This is a genomic window from Bacillus sp. B15-48, from assembly GCF_016879755.1.
GTDB lineage: Bacteria > Bacillota > Bacilli > Bacillales > Cytobacillaceae > Mesobacillus_B.
This window is the reverse complement of the sequence record NZ_WOFU01000001.1, coordinates 638,010-656,014: the sequence shown is the minus strand read 5'-3', so window position 1 is coordinate 656,014 and position 18,005 is coordinate 638,010. Positions and strand designations below refer to the sequence as shown.

18 protein-coding genes are annotated in these 18,005 nt (G+C 38.8%); 17 read left to right on the top strand and 1 reads right to left on the bottom strand.

Features of this window, described 5'->3' with window-relative positions; all coding sequences use genetic code 11:
- Positions 1-9 precede the first annotated feature (9 nt).
- Positions 10-1,872, top strand: a complete 1,863-nt coding sequence (locus GNT69_RS02995) for a PTS fructose transporter subunit IIABC (RefSeq protein ID WP_203553456.1) — start codon at positions 10-12, stop codon at positions 1,870-1,872.
- Between the two features lie 529 nt (positions 1,873-2,401).
- Positions 2,402-3,178: an REP-associated tyrosine transposase gene (locus GNT69_RS02990; protein WP_203553455.1), complete on the top strand. Its 777-nt coding sequence runs from the start codon at positions 2,402-2,404 to the stop codon at positions 3,176-3,178.
- A 108-nt stretch (positions 3,179-3,286) separates the two neighbouring features.
- Here the strand turns inward: GNT69_RS02990 and GNT69_RS02985 are convergent, their stop codons facing one another.
- Entirely contained in the window at positions 3,287-3,820 is a 534-nt protein-coding gene (locus GNT69_RS02985) for a hypothetical protein (protein ID WP_203553454.1), read from the bottom strand.
- Between the two features lie 453 nt (positions 3,821-4,273).
- On the opposite strand from GNT69_RS02985, the gene GNT69_RS25795 reads away from it, so the two are divergent.
- The 15 genes from GNT69_RS25795 (at position 4,274) to GNT69_RS02920 (ending at position 17,898) form a co-directional block, all read left to right on the top strand.
- Positions 4,274-4,399, top strand: a complete 126-nt coding sequence (locus GNT69_RS25795) for a hypothetical protein (protein WP_275411159.1) — start codon at positions 4,274-4,276, stop codon at positions 4,397-4,399.
- Positions 4,400-4,509: 110 nt separating this feature from the next.
- Positions 4,510-6,063, top strand: coding sequence for a glycine betaine uptake BCCT transporter (locus GNT69_RS02980; protein WP_203553453.1), 1,554 nt, complete (start codon positions 4,510-4,512; stop codon positions 6,061-6,063).
- A 260-nt stretch (positions 6,064-6,323) separates the two neighbouring features.
- On the top strand, positions 6,324-7,325 hold the full coding sequence (locus tag GNT69_RS02975) for a LacI family DNA-binding transcriptional regulator (RefSeq protein ID WP_203553452.1): 1,002 nt from the start codon (positions 6,324-6,326) through the stop codon (positions 7,323-7,325).
- Between the two features lie 63 nt (positions 7,326-7,388).
- Entirely contained in the window at positions 7,389-7,988 is a 600-nt protein-coding gene (locus GNT69_RS02970) for an ECF transporter S component (RefSeq protein WP_239093997.1), read from the top strand.
- Positions 7,989-8,011: 23 nt separating this feature from the next.
- On the top strand, positions 8,012-8,755 hold the full coding sequence (locus tag GNT69_RS02965) for an energy-coupling factor transporter transmembrane component T (protein ID WP_203553450.1): 744 nt from the start codon (positions 8,012-8,014) through the stop codon (positions 8,753-8,755).
- Positions 8,752-9,615, top strand: a complete 864-nt coding sequence (locus GNT69_RS02960) for an energy-coupling factor ABC transporter ATP-binding protein (protein WP_203553449.1) — start codon at positions 8,752-8,754, stop codon at positions 9,613-9,615. The genes GNT69_RS02965 and GNT69_RS02960 overlap by 4 nt, the downstream gene beginning before the upstream one ends.
- A complete protein-coding gene (locus GNT69_RS02955; protein WP_203553448.1) occupies positions 9,612-10,418 on the top strand; it encodes an energy-coupling factor ABC transporter ATP-binding protein in 807 nt (268 codons plus the stop codon). Before GNT69_RS02960 ends, GNT69_RS02955 begins: the two co-directional genes overlap by 4 nt.
- A gap of 13 nt (positions 10,419-10,431) precedes the next feature.
- Positions 10,432-11,358 (top strand): ribokinase, encoded by a 927-nt coding sequence (gene rbsK, locus GNT69_RS02950; RefSeq protein WP_203553447.1) that lies wholly within the window; start codon positions 10,432-10,434, stop codon positions 11,356-11,358.
- A gap of 17 nt (positions 11,359-11,375) precedes the next feature.
- Positions 11,376-12,317: a nucleoside hydrolase gene (locus GNT69_RS02945; protein WP_203553446.1), complete on the top strand. Its 942-nt coding sequence runs from the start codon at positions 11,376-11,378 to the stop codon at positions 12,315-12,317.
- Between the two features lie 213 nt (positions 12,318-12,530).
- Entirely contained in the window at positions 12,531-13,262 is a 732-nt protein-coding gene (locus tag GNT69_RS02940; RefSeq protein ID WP_203553445.1) for a GntR family transcriptional regulator, read from the top strand.
- Positions 13,263-13,465: 203 nt separating this feature from the next.
- A complete protein-coding gene (locus GNT69_RS02935) occupies positions 13,466-14,410 on the top strand; it encodes a nucleoside hydrolase (RefSeq protein WP_203553444.1) in 945 nt (314 codons plus the stop codon).
- 14 nt (positions 14,411-14,424) lie between these two features.
- Positions 14,425-15,816: an MFS transporter gene (locus GNT69_RS02930; RefSeq protein WP_203553443.1), complete on the top strand. Its 1,392-nt coding sequence runs from the start codon at positions 14,425-14,427 to the stop codon at positions 15,814-15,816.
- Between the two features lie 88 nt (positions 15,817-15,904).
- On the top strand, positions 15,905-16,597 hold the full coding sequence (locus GNT69_RS02925; RefSeq protein WP_203553442.1) for an SDR family oxidoreductase: 693 nt from the start codon (positions 15,905-15,907) through the stop codon (positions 16,595-16,597).
- Positions 16,598-16,955: 358 nt separating this feature from the next.
- Positions 16,956-17,081, top strand: coding sequence for a hypothetical protein (locus GNT69_RS25790; RefSeq protein ID WP_275411158.1), 126 nt, complete (start codon positions 16,956-16,958; stop codon positions 17,079-17,081).
- A 232-nt stretch (positions 17,082-17,313) separates the two neighbouring features.
- Positions 17,314-17,898 carry a hypothetical protein gene (locus tag GNT69_RS02920; protein WP_203553441.1) on the top strand — a complete coding sequence of 195 codons (585 nt, stop codon included), beginning with the start codon at positions 17,314-17,316 and terminating at the stop codon, positions 17,896-17,898.
- Positions 17,899-18,005: the final 107 nt, after the last annotated feature.

The window sequence follows — 18,005 nt, the reverse complement described above, 5'->3', positions numbered from 1 at the left end:
AGAATCCTTATGAAAATTACAAAACTATTAACAAAAGACACAATTTGTTTATCTATAAATGGTAGTGAAAAACTGGATGCGATTGAAGATCTTGTGAACGTGTTAGATTCTGCACATATTTTATCAGACCGGCAAATGTTCAAAGAAGCGATTTTAAAACGAGAAGAACAAAGCACGACTGGCATTGGTGAAGGTATTGCGATTCCTCATGCGAAAACGACGGCGGTTAAACAAGCGGCGATTGCGTTTGGGCGTTCAACTGACGGCGTGGATTATGAATCGTTAGATGGACAACCTGCACATTTATTCTTTATGATCGCGGCACCAGATGGCGCAAACAGTACCCATTTAGAGGCCTTATCGAGACTATCATCGATTTTAATGAACGAAGAGGTAAGGAACCAATTATTAGAAGCGAAGACAGAACAAGATGTGTTAACCATCATTGATCATTATGATGAGGAAGATGAAGTAGAAGACGAGTCGATGGCAGGCAAAAAGAATTTTATTATTGCCGTTACAGCTTGTCCGACGGGAATCGCTCACACTTACATGGCGGCGGATTCATTGAAAGCAAAAGCTGCTGAAATGGGTGTGGATATAAAGGTTGAGACAAACGGATCAAGCGGAGTGAAAAATAGCTTAACCGCTCAGGAAATTGAAGAAGCTGTTGCTGTTATTGTGGCTGCGGATACAAAAGTTGAAATGAACCGTTTTAACGGAAAACATGTGATTGAGACCGCTGTTGCCGATGGGATTCGTAAGCCGCAAGAATTAATTGAGAGGGCTTTGAAACAAGATGCTCCCCGCTATCACGGCAATGAAGCGGCTAAAAATGAAAAAGAAGAAAAAAGAGGCATCGGGTCAACAATTTACAAGCATTTAATGAACGGGGTTTCCAATATGCTGCCGTTTGTGGTCGGCGGTGGAATCCTGATCGCGATCAGCTTTATGTTTGGCATTAATGCGGTAAACCCTGATGATCCATCTTATAATGCGTTTGCCGCGGCTTTAAATACGATTGGCGGCGGAAATGCCTTTGGACTGATGATTCCGGTATTGGCCGGGTTCATTGCGATGAGTATTGCTGACCGTCCAGGGTTTGCCCCAGGTATGGTTGGCGGTCTTTTAGCGGCAACCGGCGGAGCAGGTTTTTTAGGTGGACTTGTAGCAGGGTTCTTAGCTGGTTACCTAGTTGTTGGCTTAAAGAACGTATTTAAAGGACTGCCTGCGTCATTAGAAGGAATTAAAACGATTTTACTTTACCCATTATTTGGTATCGCTCTAACTGGACTAATCATGCTTTTTGTCGTCAACAATCCGGTGGGAGCTTTAAATACAGCGATATCAGACTGGTTATCCGGCCTTGGGACAGGAAATGCCGTGTTGTTAGGAATTATTTTAGGATTGATGATGTCATTTGATATGGGTGGACCGATCAATAAAGCGGCCTATGTATTTGGGACTGGTTTATTGGCAAACGGTGTTTACGAGCCGATGGCTGCAATCATGGCAGCAGGGATGGTGCCGCCGCTCGGAATCGCGTTAGCTACTACACTCTTTAAAAAGAAATTTAGCAAACAAGACCAGCAGGCTGGAAAAGTGAATTATATTATGGGATTCTCGTTTATTACCGAAGGAGCGATTCCGTTCGCCGCAGCCGATCCGGCTAGAGTGATTCCATCGGTAATGGTTGGATCAGCGGTTGCAGGAGGATTGTCGATGTTATTTGGAATCAGCCTGCGTGCCCCTCATGGTGGAGTCTTTGTGTTCCCGCTAGTTGACGGCAACTGGCTGCTCTATCTATTGGCCGTTGTCGTAGGAGCACTTGTCTCAGCGATTTTATTAGGAATCTTAAAAAAACCAGTGTAGAAACAGGGGGACGGTTCTGCCGTTTCCCTAAATTTTTCCATGCGCACTAACCCATTCCATGGGGGATGCAACTTTTCCTAATTTTTTAGCAAAATAGCAGGAATTTAGAAGTAGAAAATAGAATAAAAATTATGAGTCTATAAAACTCGCTTTTCTTCAAATCCCTTCGTTTATTCCCTTTTTTCACCATGCCAACACTAGCAAATAAACAAACATTTACTTCTATATCTATTACTTTCCCTTCATGACCACCAAATAATTGCTTTACCCCCGATGGCCTATTTTATTATCGCTCAGTTATTTCAAGACATATTTCAGATATGTCCAGCCCAGGATTTATTCCTCTCGATCTTCCACCGATTTCCGATGACTTTATTATACCCTTCATTTTTATCATTTGTAGCTGTGGCATTCCCGATGATCTATTTAGTGCAAGCGCATTCGAAGAGGACGCATCTTTCGAAAGCATAGACTTAAGCAGGAAAAGTATAAAAACTATAAAATAACCAAATGAATGGCGGTGTTTGACGTGCCTCGTGTAGCGAGAGTGAAAAGTAAAACAGGAACCTATCACCTTATTTGGAGAGGAGCAAACCGGCAGGAGATTTTCCATGATGAAGAGGATTGGGAAACGTTTTTAGATATTTTGAAAAAATATAAGTTGAAGTTGAAGTTTAGCATCTTTGCATGGTGTTTAATGAATAATCATGTCCACCTGTTAGTGAAGGAAGGGGATGAAAGTATTTCCGATACGATGAAACGAATCGGTGTGAGTTATGCCAGATCCTATAATATGAAATACAATACAACAGGCCACCTTTTCCAAGATCGGTTCAAAAGTGAAAATGTGGAGGAACGCTCCTATTTCCTAACAGTTGTTAGATATATTCATCAAAATCCAGTAAAGGCTGGGATGGTGATGCGACCGGATGATTGGAAGTGGAGCAGCTGTCGCGGGTACTATGGTCAAGAAATCTACCCTCGAGGGATACTGGATCGTCATTTACTTTTAAAAATGTTTTCTCCGGATATAAAAGTCGCTGAAGAGCAATTTAAGGCATTTAATGAAAGTAAAAATGATGATCAATGTCTGGAAGAGAAAGAGAACGATAGGAGGTTAACAGATGAAGAAGCTAGTCTGAAAATGAAGGAGATTCTTTCGATGATAGAGATTCCGGAAGTAAAAAGCTTGCCTAAGGAAGAGAGAAACGAAATACTGCGAAAAGTAAAAAGAATAGACGGAATATCATTACGTCAGATCGCGAGAATACTGGGAGTTCCGTTGACACTCGTCTTTAGGGCTTGAACAAAACAGAGTGAAACAGCGGGACGGTAATCTCCCCGCTGAGCTATTACATAATTTTTTTAAAATCGTTTTCCTGCCTTTTCTTCCACTAATACTTGGTATTTTGGGTTACCATTCATAAAAGTTCTCTCCTAAGGACTTTAGCATAACAGGGGATTGGTTTTCACTTCCTCCAATATTTTCAAAACCGAATTCCTTATACAGTTTTAAATGGGGAAATTCAAGAACACCTTGTTTTGAGCCTTTCTGAGGGTTAGTAGCAATCACTAACAAGTAATCAAGCATCATGTACTTGCAGTATTGAATAAAGCTTTCTAAAATCTCTTTTTCTAGTTCTTCCGTATAAAATTGTTTATTAATTGTTATTTGATCAAGTGTAACGAGCCTCATATCATATTCAAAATCATTTTCTAGCAGGGTGTTAACCATATACAGTTCATCACCGGATACAGCATCAGCTGCAAGCAGCAATTCATCGCCTAATTCAAAGCCGTTATAATAATTAAAGGAAAGATGACCAATGCTTGTCTCTTCCTCATACTCATCATCTAGATAAGTATAAATGCGCCCTGATCCATTTATGATATTTAGGTCTGTTTCAAATTTTAATGAGTATTCAATTTCGATTGGTTCAATCATCATTAACGTCACCTCTTGAGCAAGCGGACAGTTCTCCCGTTTTTCTAGTGCGAACTGGTTTTTGCCTTTCCCTATTCAACAGAAACACGAGAGCGATCCCACTGTTTTCCTTATATTTTACCTCAAAAAAAGGTCTGCTTAAAATTTTTCTCGTTTTTTACATAGCCTTCAATAGTATATCCACATTCTGTACAAATAATGTATTCAATATCTGACTCTAAACTTATCTTATTATCTAGTTGCTTCACTCTATGCCCACTATGTTCCCCTTTCTCTAATTCTTTCCCACCACATTCTGGACATTCTATTTTTTAAAAATGTTTCATTTGCTACTCCCCTTTTTTAAGCTGATGTTAATTAAAACGATTACACTTTGTTGAATCTCTTTCTACTGCAATTCCTCAATTTATATACGTGTGAACCCTTATTTAGTTCCATCTTTTAGGAGAATGTTCTTTGAAACAGCAGAACCGTCCCGGTGTTTCGTCCGTGTTTCGGCCAGATCAAGAGGATTCGAGAGTTATATTAAGAAAATATCTTGATTGCCTTTTCTATGAAGGATTAGGAGGACGAGAGCCGTAAATAAGCTTGAATCTCGAATGTGATTTATTTCACCTTTCTTGTTATAGTTTAATAGAAACAGCAGAACCGTCCCGGTGTTTCACAATCAAAGATGGGAGTTAAAATTTTATATGAGAAATGCTTCAATGGTTTTTTACGTATCATTAGCAATAATGACTGGTCTTGTTTTGGTGGGAATCACGATGCCCACAACGTTGGAACAGGTTACAAGTAGTGCACAAGGTTTCATTACGGATTCATTTGGGTGGTATTACCTTGTGCTTGTTTCGTTGTTTGTGTTTGTGTGTCTTTATTTATTAGTAAGCCCAGTTGGCCGGATTAAGCTCGGGAAACAGGAGGATAAGCCTGAGTTTTCCCGCCCAACTTGGCTTGCAATGCTCTTTAGCGCAGGGATAGGGATTGGGTTACTTTTTTATGGTACATTTGAACCTATTAGCCATTACATGATTAGTTCTCCTACAGGCCAAGAGGGCACGAATCAAGGAATTAAGGATGCAATGAGATTTACATTCTTTCATTATGGGATTCATGCATGGGCCATCTATGGTTCAGTTGCGATGGTTCTGGCCTATTTTACCTTTAGAAAAGGCGAACTAAGCTTAATTAGTCGAACGTTACGGCCGCTAATTGGGAAACATGCGGATGGAGCTGTCGGGAAAGCGATCGATGTGATTGCGGTCATTTCTACGGTGATGGGGGTTGCCACCTCTTTAGGGTTTGGTGCGATGCAAATTAATGGGGGACTATCCTACCTATTTGGCGTACCTATTACGATGACAACCCAAACCGTCATCATTCTCGTTGTGACTGTATTGTTTATGATTTCGGCTTTAACGGGTCTAAGTAAAGGGATTAAAACGTTAAGTAATATGAATATGGGTCTTTCGGCTGTCCTCTTCTTGGTTGTGTTTATTTTTGGACCAACACTTTTGATCCTTAACTTATTTACCGATACAGTAGGGGCCTATTTGCAAAATTTCATTAACATGAGTTTCCGAATTGCTCCTCTGAATGAAGGCGGCCGGGAATGGATTAATGGCTGGACGATTTTTTATTGGGCATGGTGGATTGCCTGGGCTCCATTTGTTGGTGTGTTCATTGCTAGAGTCTCAAAGGGCCGGACGATTCGAGAGTTTATTGTAGGTGTCTTACTCGTTCCGTCACTGATCGGATTCCTTTGGTTTACAACCTTTGGAAGTACGGCGATTGCCACTGAAGCTTCAGGGCTGCTTTCAATTTCTTCCTTAGCTGCCGAGGAATCTCTTTTCGGCGTGTTAGAAGGGTTTCCGTTCAGCATGGCCTTATCACTGTTAGCGATTTTAATCATTGTCACGTTCTTTGTGACATCGGCGGATTCTGGTACGTTTGTTCTCGGGATGATGACAACAAATGGCTCGCAAAATCCAAGCAGAACGATTAAAGTGACTTGGGGAGTTTTCCTTTCAATTACTACGCTAGCTCTCCTTTATTCTGGGGGCTTGCAAGCTCTTCAAAATACAATGATCATTGCCGCGCTGCCATTTTCAGTCATTATGTTATTAATGGTCAGCAGCTTACTAAAATCTTTAAATCAAGAAGCAAAAGAGCTCGGATTAAGTCAAGTAAGGATGGAACGCAAGAAAACAGCTAAACAAAGCAAAGAGAAGGTTAAGGAAGCTGTCTAAATGATTTATTGAATTAAATAGTATAAATAAGGCTTTACTATAAGTCCATTTCAAAAGGCACATTCAGTAATTTTTTACTCGAGTGTGCCTTTTTGTTTGTTTTAATTCTATTGACACGTTTTACACTCTAGTAACCTATAAAATCACCGAATTATCAAAAAAATAATTTATTGACAAATCAGTATTTATATAATAATCTGTATGTAAACGTTTTAGTAAAACGTTTACATTGAGTTTCAACTCAGTAAAGGAGGTGGAAAATGGCTGTAACGATTAAGGATATTGCGAAAAATGCAAACGTTTCTATTGCTACTGTGTCAAGGGTCATTAATAACAAAGCAGATGGTATAAGGGAAGAAACGAAACAAAGAGTTTTAGATGCGATTAAAGAACATAATTATCAACCCAATACGATTGCGAGAAGTATGATAACAAAGAAGACAAGCACGATTGGTCTGATTATTCCCGACATTCGAAATCCCTTTTTTCCAGAGTTAGTAAGAGGGGTTGAGGATTTCTCTAAAAAAAGCAACTATACGGTCTTCTTATGCAACACAGACGGAGATATCGAAAGAGAAAAAGAATACTTTAATCTAATGAAGGAAAAAAGTGTGGATGGAGTTATTTACACCTATGCACATGGAGGATTTGAAGAAATCTTAAACAACAACATCCCAATTGTTTTACTAGACCGTGGTTTGGATGAAAATCAGTTCAGTGGAGTCTGTATTGATAACGAAAAAGCTGGCTATATGGCTACCAAACATTTAATCGAGCTTTCACATGAAAGAATTGGCTGTATCACTGGTCCAGATAATATTCAGAGTTCGCGAGATCGATTAAAAGGATATAAACGGGCTCTGGAAGAAGCAGGTCTTCCTATTAATCAAGCATTTATAAAAACAGGAGATTACCAAATGGAAGGAGGCTATGAAGCAGCAAAACTACTACTCAAGGAAAATAGTGTTACCGCTATTTTCGCTTTCAATGATCTAATGGCGTTTGGTGTTTATCAAGCTGCCCAAGAGTTTGGCTTAACCATCCCTGATGATCTTTCAGTAGTAGGCTTTGACAATATTAAATATAATCGGCTGTTACAACCCAAATTAACAACAATCGATCAACCCACCTACAGAATGGGCGAGTTAGCAACTGAAATCTTACTTGATCAGATTAACAATGATAAAAATAATCAGATAAAATCTATTAATCTAGAACCCCATTTAATTATCGGGGATAGTAGTCAAGTTTATAAGAAATAAAGCATTTATTATTGATTTTATATCTTTATAAAACACATTTTATCATCCGAGGAGGATATGATTATGACAAAAAAGGGTTGGAAACATGATTTTACACTTATTGCTATTTTGCTAATTCCTGTAGGTGTCGCGATTAACGTTGTCATTGGCGAGATTGTTCAAATTTTAAAATTGCCGCTATTCTTAAATGCGATTGGCACAGTGATTGTTGGGATGGTCGCAGGTCCATGGGTCGGTTTGGTTACTGGAGGAGTGACAAACTTAGTTCAAGGATTATTCAATCCAGTTAGTTTTGCCTTTGCCCCAGTTAGTATGGCTATTGGATTTGCCGCAGGTTTGCTTTCCACTGTCGGAATGTTAAAAAATTTCAAACGTGCAATTGTAGCAGGCGTTATCATCACTTTGGTTACTATTGTGGTTGCATCTCCAATTCAAGTTTTAATGTTTGGTGGGATTTCCGGTACTGGATCTGACACATTTACTGCCGTTCTACTCGCTTCAGGACAACAAATTTGGACAGCGGTTATTACTCAAAAACTGTTTGTTGAAAGTGCCGATAAGATTGTATCGGTGATGGTGGCATTTTGGATTGTGAAAAAAATGTCTGATCGATATTTGTCAAAGCATCATTATGGAGAACAGTATATGAAAGATGCTAGCTAATCACCATAAAGGAGCTTTTAATCATGAAAAAAATAAATGACGTAATACTGAATCTTTACCCGACGACCAAATTCTTATTTGTGCTCTTTGTTCTTCTTACTGCTTTTATTGTGCCAGGATTTATCTATCAGTATTCCTTGCTACTAGTCGCGTTAGTGATCGCACTATTAGCAGGGAAACCGACTGTCGTGAATCTTGTAATAAAAGGATTAATCCCGATTGTATTGATCATTTTCTTACTGCAAATCTTCTTTTATCCAGGAGAGAACGTCCTGTGGAGTTGGTGGATTTTCGAAATGAAAATGGAAGGGATTCAATTTAGCCTTGTCTTAACTTCTAGAATTCTCGCTTTAGGTTCGGCATTTATTCTTTATTTTGCGATCACACCGATCAAAGATTTCGTTTATTCTTTAGAGCAGATGGGAGTTCCGCCGAAAGCAAGTTATGTCGTGCTTTCGACACTCAGCATTATTCCAGAGTTGAGAAGGACTTCGAAAACAATTATGGATGCCCAACGGTCTAGAGGGGTCGAAACAGAAGGGAACTTAAAAGTAAGAGCAAAGGCCTTTTTACCTACCTTGAGCCCACTCATTCTTGGTGCGATTTCGGGTACGGAGGAAAGGGTTATTACCCTAGAAGCGCGCGGATTTACAGTCGTAGGGAAGAAAACGAGTTTGCATCATTTGGAAAAAACAAAAAATGATACAATTGTGCGAATCTTGTTTGGTTTAGCACTGATCATTGTGATTGGGTGGAGATTTCTATGAGTTATATTTCAATAAAAAATTTGACCTATAAATATCCAACAAGTAAACAGGATATCTTAACTGACATTAACTTGGAAATAGAAAAAGGGAAGCTCTATTCTCTAATTGGCGGAAATGGAAGTGGAAAAACGACGCTCTGTAATGCGATCCGTGGCTATATCCCTCATTTTTACAAAGGGAAGCTACAGGGAGAGCTCCTCATACAAGGCAAAGATATCCGCGAATGGGAAATGGGTGATCTTGCAAAACAGATTGGTTTTGTTTTCCAGAACCCATTTACACAAATCAGTGGAATTAAGGACACAGTTTTTGAAGAAATTGCTTATGGATTAGAAAATCTCGGCGTCGATGTGCCAACGATTAGAGAAAAAGTGGAATGGGTTCTCGATCTACTCAATATTCAACATTTGAGAGATAACAACCCGAATGAAATGTCCGGTGGGCAAAAACAACGAGTGGCCTTTGCATCAATCATTGTCATGGAACCGGATATTCTCGTTATCGATGAACCAACATCACAGCTTGATCCAGATGGAACAGAAGAGATTTTTAAAATTATCGAAATCCTGAAAAACTCGGGGAAAACAATCATTCTTGTTGAACATAAAATCGAATTAATCGCTCAGTACTCGGATTATATAGTTCTTCTTAAGGATGGCCAAATTAAAATGCAGGGAAAAACGAAGGATGTTTTATCTGATAGCACTGTGTTAGATCACGATGGGGCGTTGCCGCAGTATTCACATTTAGGATTAGAGCTTAAAAAGAATCAGGAAGGCATCCATAAAATTCCGATTACAGAAGACGAGGCGATTTCACTCATTTCCAACCTTCTAAGGAAGAAAGGAGTTACTGCATGAGCTATTTGACACTTGATAATATTACCTTTCAATATCCGAATGGCTTTGTCGCCATTGAAGATGTGAATATGTCGTTTGAAAAAGGAGAATCAATTGCGATCATCGGCCAGAATGGGGCGGGGAAAACGACAACGATGAAGTTGTTAAATGGGCTTTATAAGCCGACAAAAGGAAATGTCATCATCGACGGCTGGAACACAAAAGATTATACGACCGCACAAATTTCCCGAAAGGTAGGATATGTTTTCCAGAACCCGGATGAACAAATTTTCCATGATGAAGTTTATAGTGAAATTGAATTTGGACCAAAGAATTTAGGTTTGTCTCCTGAGCAGGTAAAAGATAATGTCGAATATGCGGCAGACCTGATGGGGTTGAAACCATACTATAAGGAACATCCTTACAATCTACCATTTTCGATTCGAAAGTTTGTCACGATTGCTTCGATTATCGCGATGGATTCTAGTGTGATTATTTTGGATGAGCCTACTGCTGGACAGGATGCTGTATCGATGGATGTTCTCTCAGCTGCAATCGCCAAGCTAAATAAAGATGGGAAAACGGTAATCACAATCAGCCATGATATGGAATTTGTTGTCCGAAATTTCAACCGCGTGATTGTCATGGCGAATAAGAAAAAGATTGCTGATACGGATAAAAGGGAAATCTTTTGGAACCTACCTGTGTTAAAAGAAGGTAGACTCAAACAGCCATATATTAGCAGTTTAAGTAATAAATTGAGTTTAAATAGCCAAATTTTAAATGTAGAAGAAATGGTTCATTATATTAATAAATATGATTAGGATGATTGAGGCCATGGAAAATACGACAAAAAAACTCCTAGTAGTCGGTAGTTTAAATATCGATTTAGTTTCTCAAGTCGAGCAGCTACCATTACCAGGGCAGACAATTACTAGTGAAAAATTCTATGTCAATCCTGGTGGGAAAGGTGCCAACCAAGCAGTAGCAGCTGCAAAGCTTGGTGCTGAGGTTTCGATGATTGGCAGAGTTGGAAGCGATAATTATGGAACGGTACTGCTTAATAATTTGCAACAATCTGGTGTTCATACGGAAAATATTCAGTTGAGTGAAACAACTGGTATGGCATTCATTGCGGTTGATGGGCAAGGAGAGAATCATATCGTTCTTGTTCCTGGTGCCAACAATGAAATGAGTATTGAGGATATTGATAAATATGAAAACGTAATCAAGAGTAGTGACATCATTATTTTACAGCTTGAAATCCCGTTAAATGTTGTCGAGTACGTGATTGAATTAGCTGGGAAACTTGGTAAAAAAGTGATCTTGAATCCAGCACCCGCCCAAAAATTATCACCTAATCTGCTAAAGGGTGTCCATACGTTGATTCCGAATGAAACAGAGTTAGCGATTCTAACAGATATGCCGACTTCGACCCAAGAAGAGATTGTGGCAGCAGCAAAATATCTTAAATCCATTGGGATTGAAGAGGTCGTTGTGACCATGGGTGGTCAAGGATCCTATTTAATCAATAATGACTGTGAAGTGCATATTCCAGCTGAAAAAGTGGAAGTCGTTGATACGACAGCGGCTGGTGATTCGTATATTGGCGCTTTTGCTGTTGGGCAAACGAACGGCATGTCTAGTGTAGAGGCTGCACAATTTGCAAGTAAAGTAGCAGCCATTACCGTTACAAGAGAAGGAGCACAATCATCCTTGCCTTCCCTGGAAGAGGTTAAACAATATCAAACAGTAAATTGCTAGAGAAAAGGGGTGAGGTCATGGAAAGAGTTATCCTAGATGTTGATACAGGAATCGATGATGCCTTAGCAATTATTTATGCAATTAAATCAAAAGAGATCCATTTGGAAGGAATCACAACAGGGTTTGGGAATGTCACGAATGAACAAGCAACATCGAACACATTAAGAGTCATTGAACTCGCGGAGCCAAGTTATTCTATTCCAGTAGCGATGGGTGCTGAAAAACCATTGTATCGGCCGAAACGACCTACTGTTGCACATGTACATGGGCAGAACGGAATTGGAGATTATACTTTGCCAGAACCAAAGCAGAAAGCACTTGATGAGCATGCAGCGGATTTTATTGTTCGGAAAATTAACGAGAATGTAAATGAATTAACGCTTCTATTTGTGGGGAGACTTACCAATTTGGCATTAGCTTTGAAAAAGGACCCTTCAATCGTTGGCAAGGTAAAAGGTTTAGTCTTGATGGGTGGCGCATTACAGACATATGGGAATGTGACTGGTTGGGCAGAGGCTAATATTTACGGAGATCCGGATGCGGCGAAGGAAGTTTTTGAATCGGGACTCTCAATCACGATGGTTGGATTAGATGTCACGAGAAAAGCAGATTTCCGGGAAGAGCATTTAAATCGATTAATGGATAAAATGAGTCCCGAAAAGGAAGCGCTAAGTTCGTTTATTAAACATATTGTGACATTTGGTTTTGAGGCAAGTGAGAAGATGGAAGAAGGCCGACAAAGATTATTACATGATCCACTAGCAGTAGGAGTTGTGATCAATCCAACCTTTGTTCAAACGGAAAATTATCACGTTTATGTTGAAAATGAAGGAAAGTATACGACAGGTGCAACCATTGCTGACTATAGAAAGCCACAAACCGACACCAATGCATCTGTTTGTCTTGGGTTGAAAAGGGAAGAATTTATCAATCACTTTATAAACACAATCTCAAGTTAATGGAAACAGGGGGAAACAGGGGGACGGTTCTGGTGTTTCAGAAAACTGAAACACCAGAACCGTCCCCCTGTTTCTCTGTTTTTCCACTTGTTTAAAAATGACAGGAGATGTATAATTTTTGCATTGAGGCTGGCTTGGTGTATATCAAAATTTGTATTTAAATATTTCTATTTTCCTATAATAACTAAGACATGCTGTATGCGGGAGGATAAAATGAGTGAAAATAAGCGGTTGTTTAAAAAAGCAGCACGATACGCGATTGCCTATAATAAAATTTTAAAAATGATCAGGGATGGTTTGTATCCGGAAGGAAGTAAACTGCCGAGTGAACCTTTATTAGCAGAACAGTTAGGTATAAGCAGGTCAACCCTTAGACAGGCATTAGGGTTATTACAGGAAGATGGAATATTAGAAGCTAAAAAGGGAATTGGGAACTTTGTTCGTAAAACGCTAAATGAAGACAATGTTGGACATGAAAGAATGGCAAATCCGTTTTATAAAAGCTGCATAGATCCTATTGATCAAGTTGAAATTGAGATGGAAATTGAACCATCAAGTGAGCATGTTGAACGAATTTTTAATAGGAAGACTTCGGTCGTACTCGCTATTTACAGATATTATAAGCAAAATGATGTTATTAAAGGATCTTGTTTTTCTCATGTAGCGACTGATTTTGATTATATAAATTCAATTGATTTAAATAATCAGGATGAAGTTTTACATTTCCTTGAAAACAAGATATATGATTATGGCCTTTCTTCTATGCTTGAAGTTCGCATCGTACCAGCTACAGAAAATATAAAAGAAGCCTATCAGGGAAATGTGTCAGAGTATTATCAAATGATTGCTGAGCGGATAACGGATAAAAAGGGGAATATTATCACTTATAATAAATTCTATATCCCTTTTGAACGTGCCGTTTTTAAGGTTATTCGAAATAATTAAATTACATAAAAAAATGAAAACTTCTTGGCTTAGAGAATTCAAACCAAGAAGTTTTTTTGTAAGTAAAATGTTGACAGTATTTACAGATAAGTATATCATATTTGTATAAAACATACAGCAATACATACAAGTATACATTTTATGTTTAAGTTACTCATTATATAGAGAAAAGTTAAAAAGTATTATAGAAAGGGGAAATCATGATGATTAAGATGATTTTGGATTTAGATACAGGTGTCGATGATGGAATGGCGCTAGCTTATGCTCTTGGAAGTAAAGAGATTGATTTAATTGGTGTGACAGGTACATTTGGAAATGTTTATACAAAAGATGGTGTACAAAATGTTTTGAATATCATGCATATGTGTAATGTGAACGATATCCCGGTTTTTGCGGGGGAGAGCCACCCGTTATCGAAAGACAATTTTACTAGATTAGAAGTTAGTGCCCGAATTCATGGCGAAAATGGGGTCGGACAAGTTGCAATGGAAACCTCCCCGAGGGAGAAAGAAACGAAAAGTGCAGTTGATTTTCTGATTGAATCTGTAAAGAAATATGGGAAAGAATTAGTCATTGTAGCTACCGGGCCGCAGACAAATCTTGCGACGGCATTAAAAAAAGCTCCAGAGATAAAAGACATGATTGGCAGAGTTGTCATTATGGGAGGAGCGTTAACAGTTCCAGGGAATGTAAATCAATATACAGAAGCCAATATTTCACAAGACCCAGAGGCGGCGAAACAACTTTTCGAGAGCGGTTTAGACGTTACAATGGTTGGCTTAGATGTAACGCAGCGTTCTACGTTAACGAATGCAGATACACAAAGATGGCGAGAGACAGAAAGCGTACCAGGAATGACATATGCAGATATGGTAGATTACTATATTACTCAGAATATTGGTGTTGAAGGTTGCTACCTCCATGACCCATCTGCTGTAATTAATGCTGTCCATCCTGAATATTTTACGATGTTGCCAATGCATCTGACTGTCGTTACTGAGGGCGAAGCAGAGGGCAGAACGATAGGGGACTCAACTAAATTAAGAGATCCTCACCCAAATGTAAAAGTGTGTATTGGGGTAGATTCACGGGCTTTAGTAAACGATTTAAATGAAACGTTATTAGCTTTATTTCAAAATAACAAGTAAAAGGAAGTATTTTTATGGGATCCCAAGCTCAGTTGGAAAATCCGAAAGGAAACGCATCAAAAGTCAGCATCGTCGGTTTAACAATATCCTTGTTTTTATGTGTGCTGACTTATCAATTTAATATAAGTATGGTGACCCCTGCGCTTCCTAATATCGCAGCATCCTTAAATGTCGGTATTGATCGTGTCTCGCAAGTTTCAAGCTTGCTCCTACTCGTTTCATCGATTTCTGGCGTCATTCTTGCTCGATGGAGTGATTTCATAGGGAGGCGTCGTGCCCTTTATCTCGTTCTCTTTTTAATGGGATTCGGGTCATTTCTATGTATGATTGCACCAAATTTCACTGTGCTCATGATCGGTCGGATGTTCCAGGGAGCCATCGGCGCCGCCTTCCAACTTTGTTACGTGATTTTGAAGGAGACAGTGAGTCCAAAGACATTCGGCATCCTTCTCGGCATCCTCACGTCTGCAAACGGAGGACTTGCTGGTATCGATGGTTACCTTGGCGGCCTGATCAGTGATAATTTCGGTTTCCGGTTCATATTCGTGGTTATTTTAGCGGTAGGTCTAATTGCCTTTTTCGGTGTTAAATCCAATGTTCCTGAAACGAGAAAAGGTGAAACGAAAGGGAAAATGGATTGGTGGGGTGCGGCTGTCATTTCGATTGTACTGATCTGCTTGTCGACCTTCGTATCACAGGGTTCTACCGTTGGTTGGTTTGCGCCAATCACACTTATTTACCTTTTAGGGACAATTGTCGCGATGGTTGCCTTCTGGTTTATCGAGAAGAACAGTGAATTCCCACTGTTTCCGGTGGAACATCTCCGTTCTCGTCAAGTATGGCCTGTGCTTACGACCACAGTACTGTCTTTGAGCGGTCTTTTCGCAGTGATCAACTTCACAATTATTATGTTAAGTCAAAATCAAAGTGTGGGATTTGGATTCAGTGCTGCTACGACCGGATTAATGTTTCTTATGCCAGGTGCAATCATTGGTTTGTTTAGTGCACCATTATCTGGCTGGCTTGCTGGTAAAGTAGGCTGGATTCGCTTGATTCGCATTGGGCTTGCGGTTAACATTGCTATCCTCATTGTGCTCGCAGTCTTTTGGCAAAACCAATGGATGGTGTTCGCTGCGGTGGTCGCAATGGGTTTCACTTATAACGGAGTAATTCTTACGACAGTTAATGGGCTTGGAGTAATCCAATCACCGGATGAAGCTCCTTCAGCCTTGCCAGCACTTAACGGGGCGGCATTTGGTATCGGAGCATCATTAGGTTTTGCATTTGTTGCTCCATTTGTTGCCCAAGGCGATTTTAGCACAGGTTTTGGGATCTCTGTTGGCTTCATAGTCTTAGCACTCATTTCGAGCTTGTTTATCGTTCAAAAGCAGGAACAGAAGAATTAATTTTACAGCTAAAGTTATTTTAATTTCCAAGGCAATTGATCAAAAGTGATTGAACCTTATAAAACATATAGAAAAGGATGTTTTTCTAATGAATGAAAAAGTTGTCGTTATTACAGGGGCAGGCAGTGGGCTAGGTGCTTCATTGGCTAAAAAATATTCTGAGCTGGGAAGCCATGTATGTTTACTTGGACGGACAAGAACGAACCTAGAACGAACAGCTCAGACATTGGTCAACGGATATTCTATTTACGAACTGGATGTTACATCTAAAAGCGAAGTGGATATCGTATTTCAATCTATCAAGGAAAATGCGGGGCCAATCGATTTATTAATCAATAATGCAGGATTAGGTGTTTTTGATCTTGCCGAAAATATTGGTGAAGAAGCCATTCATCAGATGATTGATATCAATTTAAAAGGCACAATCTTTTGTACTCAAGCAGTTCTTCCTGATATGAAGGAGAGAAATCAAGGCAAAATCGCTAACGTTATTTCTACCGCCGGCATTGAGGGAAAGGTAACTGAATCCGTCTATTGTGCTAGTAAGTTTGGTGTTCGTGGCTTTACAGAAAGTTTACTAGTTGAATTAAAAGATAGTGCCGTACAAGTGTATGCAGCTTATATGGGCGGAATGAGGACAGCATTCTGGGATGGAATTTTTTCAGAGGAAGAAATTAAAAATTTAATGGATCCAGATGATGTCGCAGAGATCATCATGGACAATATAAAACCTAGAAAAAACCTTAATGTAACCGAAGTGGTTATAAAAAATAGTTTTTAAACAACGTGCAGGGCATCATCCTTTTTTTGGGTGATGCCCTTTGTATGTCTAGGGAATTAGAAATCGAGAGGGTGCCTATCCTCTCTTTGAAGAACCGAGTTCGATCAGTATGACATTTAGTTGATGACTGTCTACTATTTTTCTAAAAGTAACCACTATTGACTGCATCGGCGATTGGTTGAGAGTTCGATTTATGGAATGGTAGTCACTCTTAATCTCTCTATAGTTTGATTAATACAATTATTTTGAAAATTTAAAAATAATATGGTATTATGTAATTACAAACGAATAAATGGTTGTGTTTGCCCTGTTGGGATGAAGGTGAATAAACTAATGAACTTAAAAGGAGTGTTTACAGATGGGATATTTTAGATTTTTATTTACTGTTTTTGCGGTTGCTATTGGGATGTCAGACAAAACAGCTGCTAGTGACCTCAGCAAATCCTTTACAGGGGATAAAAAATATTGGACGTCAAATATGTAAGCGGTATCATTTTTAATATCTATCCCTGAGCTGTAAAAGCTATAATTAAAGGAGAACTTTGTTCTCCTTTTTCAACATTCGGGCATTTACTAGTTTTTATAACGGTACATATATTTTCCATAAAAACGCAGAATATTTCTAAGAAGGCAATAAAAGGAATATCCCATACGCGGGTATAAATAATGTCTTATATATTGACAAGCCTAACTAAGAAATATTAAGGATGATTGCGTTGGATAATAATACTCGTGTAGAACAATTTGATAAAATTGTCAAAACCATTGGAGATGGCTATAAAGCGTTAAATGAGTATTGGCTGGAATGGTCACTGTATACTACATTTGAATTTTGGTTTATGGTTGTATTATTCATCGCTCCATTAGTCTTTGTGCTCATCAAAATTGATAAAAATAAGATCTTTTTAATTGGATTTTATGGATATAGTATCCATATGACGGTTGGATATATAGATATGTTTGGCCGGAATCTTGGTTTTTGGAATTTTCCTTTCCCATTAATTCCGGGATTACCCGGATTGGTATTGGATTCGAGTATCGTGCCTGTCGTCTTTATGATGGTGTATCAATGGACGTTAAATCGAAATAAAAATTTTTATCTTTATTCTTTTCTTACTGCTGCCTTTTTTGCATTCATATTTAAGCCACTTATGGAAGCGATCGGTGTGTTGAAATTGTATGGAAAGGTAAACTATATTCACTTGTTGTTCGTCTATGTTGCTACATTTCTGGTATCACGATTTTTAACGAATCTATTTTTATGGCTGCAAAAAAAATATTCAATGCGTGTTGTTGATTGAACACAAGTGCGATTTTTTGTATATTGATTCACTATCGGCGCTTGATTACGGAATAAGAAAGGACATTACATATAAAATATGTAATGTCCTTTAACTTATCTACCTTT

Coding starts and splice junctions, on each gene's coding strand:
- GNT69_RS02930 (WP_203553443.1), top strand. CDS start 14,425: ATGGGATCCCAAGCTCAGTTGGAAAATCCGAAAGGAAACGCATCAAAA.
- GNT69_RS02985 (WP_203553454.1), bottom strand. CDS start 3,820: ATGATGATTGAACCAATCGAAATTGAATACTCATTAAAATTTGAAACA.
- GNT69_RS02945 (WP_203553446.1), top strand. CDS start 11,376: ATGGAAAGAGTTATCCTAGATGTTGATACAGGAATCGATGATGCCTTA.
- GNT69_RS02965 (WP_203553450.1), top strand. CDS start 8,012: ATGAAAAAAATAAATGACGTAATACTGAATCTTTACCCGACGACCAAA.
- GNT69_RS02935 (WP_203553444.1), top strand. CDS start 13,466: ATGATTAAGATGATTTTGGATTTAGATACAGGTGTCGATGATGGAATG.
- GNT69_RS02940 (WP_203553445.1), top strand. CDS start 12,531: ATGAGTGAAAATAAGCGGTTGTTTAAAAAAGCAGCACGATACGCGATT.
- GNT69_RS02980 (WP_203553453.1), top strand. CDS start 4,510: ATGAGAAATGCTTCAATGGTTTTTTACGTATCATTAGCAATAATGACT.
- GNT69_RS02925 (WP_203553442.1), top strand. CDS start 15,905: ATGAATGAAAAAGTTGTCGTTATTACAGGGGCAGGCAGTGGGCTAGGT.
- GNT69_RS02995 (WP_203553456.1), top strand. CDS start 10: ATGAAAATTACAAAACTATTAACAAAAGACACAATTTGTTTATCTATA.
- GNT69_RS02975 (WP_203553452.1), top strand. CDS start 6,324: ATGGCTGTAACGATTAAGGATATTGCGAAAAATGCAAACGTTTCTATT.
- GNT69_RS02970 (WP_239093997.1), top strand. CDS start 7,389: ATGACAAAAAAGGGTTGGAAACATGATTTTACACTTATTGCTATTTTG.
- GNT69_RS02960 (WP_203553449.1), top strand. CDS start 8,752: ATGAGTTATATTTCAATAAAAAATTTGACCTATAAATATCCAACAAGT.
- GNT69_RS25790 (WP_275411158.1), top strand. CDS start 16,956: ATGGGATATTTTAGATTTTTATTTACTGTTTTTGCGGTTGCTATTGGG.
- rbsK (WP_203553447.1), top strand. CDS start 10,432: ATGGAAAATACGACAAAAAAACTCCTAGTAGTCGGTAGTTTAAATATC.
- GNT69_RS02955 (WP_203553448.1), top strand. CDS start 9,612: ATGAGCTATTTGACACTTGATAATATTACCTTTCAATATCCGAATGGC.